The following is a 6,455-nucleotide window of genomic DNA, read 5'->3' as shown; positions in this document are numbered from 1 at the left end:
ATTTAAAAAAGATGAGCCCTATTCAATTCAGGAATCATCTTCTTAAAACTGCCTAGGCTTTTTTTAAAATGTCCTTTACAAAGGGTACACTTTATAGCGGTCAGGGCCTTTTCCTGCCACATGCAAGATTTAAAACAAAAGGAGAACGCTAGTAGCTGTCATGTTGTATTCTACATAGCAGCGATTTTTATATCGAAAAATGAAAACGGGCGTACCTTTCTCGATTAAAGGTACGCCCGTCTTATTATCGTCTACAACATTAAAAATATGTTACTGTATAATAAAAAAGAACGACAAAAAGATTACAATTATGTAAAAAACAATCCATAATATTCCTCTGTTTTCTCCTATAAACGTTAGTGTTATCCCATTCCCCTCATTTCAAGATAGAAAATACACCCAATTATTGCAATTACTCTTCCTCTATTAAAATATTAACTATCCCTTATGAAATCTAATATTTCGTTATTTTGTTCCCTTCAAGTAGCTAGGATAAAAAAGGAAATCTTGTAACCTATGAATTTTTTTCCAACTATTTTTCGACAAAATCTGTGCTACGATGATGGTGTCAATCAAACAGGCAGGTGAAAACAAATCTGTTTGATAATAAATCTATATTTACGTGGGGGACAATTGTAATGAAAAAACGTGCTTTACTATCTGTAGTAGCAGCAACTGCTCTTACTCTTGGAGTAACAACACATACTGCGAAAGCAGAAACAATGCAACCATCAACGCCAAAAGTTCAAAATATTTCGCATTCTCCATTATTTATGCAATATATGAATCAGCAAGACTTTCAATCTTTCTTAACATCTCTTCTTAATTCATATGCAAAATGGAATGTGGGTGCTTTCCAACCAGGCAGCTGTGTTATTCCTGGCCAACCGACTTACACAACAATTACAACTCCTTGGGGGAATATTGTAATTACAAACCCAGTTAACAACAATGAAACAACTAAGCCAGAAGATACACCAGCTGATAACAACTCAGCAGCTAAACCAGAAGAGAAACCGGCTGATAACAACCAAACTACTAAGCCAGCTGATAAGCCTGTTGATAACAACCAAGCAACTAAGCCAGCTGACAAACCGGCTAATAAACCTGCTGACAACAACCAAACTACTAAACCAGCTGACAAACCGGCTAATAAACCTGCCGACAATAACCAAACTACTAAGCCAGCTGATAAACCGGCTGAAGAATCAAAAGGCTCATTAAGCGCATTTGAACAAAAAGTTGTTGATTTAACAAATGCTGAACGTGCAAAACAAGGCTTACCAGCATTGAAAGTAGACGCTGCGTTAAGCAAAGTAGCGCGTATTAAGTCAGAAGATATGCAAAAAAATCATTACTTCGATCACACTAGCCCAACATACGGTTCACCGTTCGATATGATGAAACAATTTGGCATTTCATATAAATCTGCTGGTGAAAATATTGCACAAGGACAACGTACTCCTGAAGAAGTTGTACAAGCTTGGATGAATAGTGCCGGTCACCGTGCAAACATTTTAAATAGCGGATACACACATATCGGTGTTGGTTACGTAGAAAATGGAAACTACTGGACACAAGAATTTATTTCGAAGTAAGACTTTAATCAATGGGGTTCTCCCCATTGATTATTTTATACATATTGAAAAATCGTAACTACTCAGTTACTTTATGAAAAAAAGGCAGAAAAGCATTTTTTTAAATGGGCGAGAGGGACTGGCGATGCATAGGAGCGGTCAGGGCCTTTTCCTGCCACGTGCCTGGTTTGAAAACAAAAGTAGACAATAAGTGCAGGCTCCTATTGTGTTTGCATGACAACAGTCTATATGCCAAAAAATGAATTTATAAGTAATAGAGAGACACATCTTCACTAAAACCATACTCTTTTCTAAATTTCTAAAAGGTATAGCTAAGTAGTTACATAAATAGAGCCTTCTAAGAAGGCTCTATTTATTTTGTATTCATACAAGACTGCAAAAGACGAGAAAAATCATGAGGAAGAGGGATATCTGCTTCCATTTGCTGTTTTGTAATTGGATGTAACATTGTAATATGAGCAGCATGCAATGCTTGACGAGAAAGCAATCTCGTCTTACCTCCATATAATACATCGCCAATAAGCGGATGACCGAGATAACTCATATGAACGCGTATTTGATGCGTCCTTCCCGTTTCTAATTGAACTTTAACAAGTGTTATGTTACTTTCCTTCGCATATTGCACGACCTCGTAATGTGTTACAGCACGGTCACCTTTTGGAGAAACACGACGCCTTGATGCATGATGACGATCTCGTCCAATCGGAGCATCTATTGTCCCCCGCTTCTTTTGTACTTTCCCTTCAACAAGTGCCATATATGTCCTCTTAATTTTACGCTCTGTTAATAATCGATCCATAATTACACCCGCTAAAGCGTGCTTTGCAAAGACGACTCCACCTGTCGTGTCCTTATCTAATCGATGAATGTGACGTACCTTTGTTTCAATTCCTTGCATTTGCAAATGAAAGGCTACATAGTTTGCTAATGTACCTGTCCCGCCTTTATTTGCAGGATGTGTGTCTACTTGTATGGGTTTATTAACAATTAATACATGATCGTCTTCATATATAACTTCTATATCATAAAACTCCGGTTCTACATCATACTCTTCTTGTATAAACATATGAACTTGCAATTTATCTTCCTTTTGCAATTGTTCACTCCACCGTTTTCCTTCTCCATTCACAAGAATACTTTTTTCCATACGATATTTGTGTAATAATTTTTTCGGAACTTGCCATTCTTCTTTTAAAATAGAATCTATCGTTCGCCCAGCCCATTCAGAAGGAACCGTAATTTCACACCATTCTCCCGTTTTCTTTACTTTCATATTATCACCTTATTTCTATTCATCTTCTTATTGTAACGGAAAATCGCTTCTCATGCATAATGAGAGACAGTTCGTAATTGAACTGCCTCTCCCTTTACGCACGAAGCTTTTTCATTTCCTGCAACATCTCTTCCGCTTTTCTTTCATATGATAAATCTTGAAAAAATTCAGCTAACCGCTTGTAGTCATTGTAAGCATCTAATAATTGGTCTATCGTTTTATAATTATTTTTTTTCAGCGGTATTTTTAGTTTAACAGGATAACGGTATTCTCCCATATCACGAATTTTATAATACTCCTCTTCTACTTGAATCACTTTCACAAGCTCACATTCTTCTGCATCGAGTGTATATCCATCGAACTCGCGCAGTAATTCATAAATAATATGTGTCTCTTTTGAATAAAAACCTTTTTCTAACCGATAGCCGACAATGCGGTACATATGTCCATCATTTTCTGCAAATTGTACAGTATCATTCAATTTAAATTTAAAATAACGAAACATTGCCTTCCCCCACTCTCATATGTAATCTCCTTATCTCATACTATTCGCTAAAAAGGGGGGAAGCTATTCATACAAGCAGCTCTCACCTACTTGATGAGAGCTACTTATTAATGCCTACTTTTTTGTTTCCTTTTGTTAAATGGAAGCCACCAGTTCCACTCACCAAACATTTTCATTAAACTTGGTACAAGGATTAATCGAATAATGGTTGCATCAAGGAATATGGCTAGCGCAACGCCAAGTCCCATCTGTTTCACTGGCAAAATATCAGTAAAAGCAAATGCGCCTGTAACAACAATCATAATTAACGCAGCCGACGTGATAATCCGGCTTGTTGACACTAATCCTTCTAACGTTGCATAATCGTTATCCCTCGTCTCTCCGTATAATTCATGAATACGTGAAATAAGAAATACTTCATAATCCATACTTAACCCAAATACTAATCCAAAAATAAATATCGGCAATACAAATAATACTGAGCTTTGTTCTAAACCAAAATGGCCTCCTTCAAAAAGCCAAATGACAATACCTATGGTTGCACTTAAACTAAGCACATTCATCACAATTGCTTTAATTGGAATTAGCAGCGAACGAAACGCTAGTAATAAAATTAAAAACGTTGATGCGAAAATAACAGACATCCCTACAACAACTTTATCTTTAATTTCATCTTCTAATTCTTGCTGGAAAGTTGTCATTCCGCCTAGATAATATGTTATACCTTCCGTTTTATAGTTTGTTTTAAAATCTCGGACCCATTGCTTTGCTTTTTCTGTTCTTGGCTTCGTATCTAAAACAATTCCAATCGTTGTTTTATTCCCTTTCACATATACCTCTAATGCAGGTTCTATTTGTGCACGATTTGGTGATTGCAACGTCGCTGTTAACTGTTCTGCAGTCATATTTCCAAGTTGTTCATATAAACTTTTCACTTCATATACATCTTTATCATCCTTTAGTTTCTGCACAACCTTTTGCACTGTTTGTAAATTTTCTTTTTCTGTGACATTTCCTTTTGTTTCAACGACAAGCGTCACATCTGCATGGGTTTTTACCGTTTTATTAAATGCATCTTCATAATGTTCATAGGCAGTGCGTGCCTCACTTTTCTCAGGTAATGCTTCTACACCAGGGAACTGTAAATCTGCATCGCGGAGCGGCAATAAACAAATAATAATAAATGTAAATACTGCAATCGTCATTACAATTGGATATTTCATTACAAACTGTGCGAATTTACGCCACATGGATGCTGTACGCGGCACATTTTGATTCTTTCCCATTAAGCGTTTCCCCATTAAAGCTAACAGTGCTGGAAGCATCGTTAATGAAAATAAAATGCTCATGATTACGACAATCATCCCGCTAATGGCGACAGCTTGAATATAATCAATTTTGAAAAAGAACAAACCAGATAAACCAACAAATACACATAAACCTGAAAAAATAATGGCGCGTCCCGCCGTTTGATAAGTAACCATAATCGCTTCTTTAACAGAACGATGCGTAAGCTCTTCTCGGAAACGATTCACAAATAAAAGAGCAAAATCGATGGATAAAGCAAGCCCTATCATTGGCGCTACGTTCAGCACAAAAATAGAAAGTTCCTTTTGCTCTCCAATAAAATATAAAATCCCCATCGTACTTATGACACTTAGCGCTCCGTTTAAAATAGGTAAAATCGATGCAAAGAAGCTGCCAAAAGAAAGTAATAACACCAAAAACGCAATTGGCAATCCAATCATTTCTGCTACTTTCAAATCATTTTGTGTTCTCGTATTGATTTCATCATTAATAACTGGATATCCAGTTGGAGATACTTTTACCTCCCCGTTACTTTCTTTTTGAATATCCTTTGCAAATGCTAACGTTTTTTCCATCCGCTCTTTGCTTGTTTTCCCGGAAAATAAAATTGTCGCATAAGCAATATCTTCCTTCAGCATTGTTTTATTTTCTAGCGGCCCATGAAAAGACTCGTAAGTTTCTTCTCTTTGAATTTTTTTTACAATCTCATCAATTCTCTCGATAAATTTTTGCTGAGATACACCTTTCTCTTTTTGAAAGACGAGTAACAATGCATCTTGTGACTGTTTAAAATCTTTATCAAGTATCTTTTTTGTCGTTTGATAATCACCTTGTGTTTGAAATCCATCACCGCCTAATACACCAGGAAGCTTCGGTGCAAATATCCCAAGTAACGCAGCTAGTAATAGTAATAGCGCAATCGTTGTATATCGAAATCGATATAACAAAGCGCCAATTTTCCCCCACATATCTACTTTATGTACAGTTGTTTTCACAGAGTCTCACCTACTCCTCTTCTCCTATTCTTTCTCTTAGTGTATCATATCCACTCTTTTATTCATGAAAAAAGCTATCCTTTCATCAAAAAAGGATAGCTCTTTTTAACGCTCTTCGTTTGCTTGAAAACGCGCGGAATAGAAACGGTGTAAATAAATAGCGATAATAAGTAAGACACCGCTCATACAATAACCTGCTAAAACATCAGTTGGATAATGCACAGATAAAATAATCCGGCTTAATCCAATTAAGAAAATAAGTACAATAGCTACGATCGTTACAATGTATTTTACCGCTGCACTTTTTACGTTCGCTGCGATGATATAGGCAAGAAATCCATACGTAACAATTGATAACATCGCATGTCCACTTGGAAAGCTATATCCGAGCGCGTCTAGCGCTTCATTAATAGTCGGCCGATCTCTTTTCACAATCCCTTTAATTCCTTTATTAATAAGGTGTGTACTAAGAATAGCCAGAGGATATATGATCATTGCTACGTAATAACGTTTCTTCCAAAATAGGAACAGACTCACTGCTAACACACTTACAATCCCACTTCCAGAACCAAGTTTTGTCACATAACGAAAAAACGTAAGTGATGATTCTGTTTGAAGTCCTGTTACCATTCCTTTCACATACTCATCAATTCTCGTTACACCGCCAGAATATACTCTCCACACAATGAGGCTAAATGCACAAAGCAAAAGCACGATACAAACAATCTCATACATATGTAATTTCTTTTTCAAAATTCAGTTCCTCCTACTTTGAA

5 protein-coding genes are annotated in these 6,455 nt (G+C 36.4%); 1 reads left to right on the top strand and 4 read right to left on the bottom strand.

Going from position 1 to position 6,455, the window contains the following annotated elements; genetic code table 11:
- Nucleotides 1–722: 722 nt before the first annotated feature.
- Nucleotides 723–1,598, top strand: a complete 876-nt coding sequence (locus Q9306_RS04030; protein WP_371932311.1) for a CAP domain-containing protein — start codon at nucleotides 723–725, stop codon at nucleotides 1,596–1,598.
- A 352-nt stretch (nucleotides 1,599–1,950) separates the two neighbouring features.
- Here Q9306_RS04030 and Q9306_RS04025 read toward each other — a convergent pair whose 3' ends face one another.
- From Q9306_RS04025 to Q9306_RS04010, 4 genes are all read right to left on the bottom strand, one after another.
- A complete protein-coding gene (locus tag Q9306_RS04025) occupies nucleotides 1,951–2,871 on the bottom strand; it encodes an RluA family pseudouridine synthase (RefSeq protein WP_306195526.1) in 921 nt (306 codons plus the stop codon).
- Between the two features lie 94 nt (nucleotides 2,872–2,965).
- Complete coding sequence (locus Q9306_RS04020) at nucleotides 2,966–3,376, bottom strand: histidinol dehydrogenase (protein WP_306195524.1); 411 nt, start codon at nucleotides 3,374–3,376, stop codon at nucleotides 2,966–2,968.
- A 107-nt stretch (nucleotides 3,377–3,483) separates the two neighbouring features.
- The gene (locus tag Q9306_RS04015) at nucleotides 3,484–5,679 is read right to left on the bottom strand and encodes an MMPL family transporter (protein WP_306195522.1); all 2,196 of its coding nucleotides are present in this window, start codon (nucleotides 5,677–5,679) and stop codon (nucleotides 3,484–3,486) included.
- A 105-nt stretch (nucleotides 5,680–5,784) separates the two neighbouring features.
- Entirely contained in the window at nucleotides 5,785–6,432 is a 648-nt protein-coding gene (locus Q9306_RS04010; protein WP_306195520.1) for a phosphatase PAP2 family protein, read from the bottom strand.
- Between the last annotated feature and the right edge of the window lie 23 nt (nucleotides 6,433–6,455).

Source organism: Bacillus multifaciens, from assembly GCF_030756675.1.
GTDB lineage: Bacteria > Bacillota > Bacilli > Bacillales > Bacillaceae_G > Bacillus_A > Bacillus_A multifaciens.
Note: the sequence above shows the minus strand (reverse complement) of the source record. Positions and strands in the feature narration are given on the sequence as shown.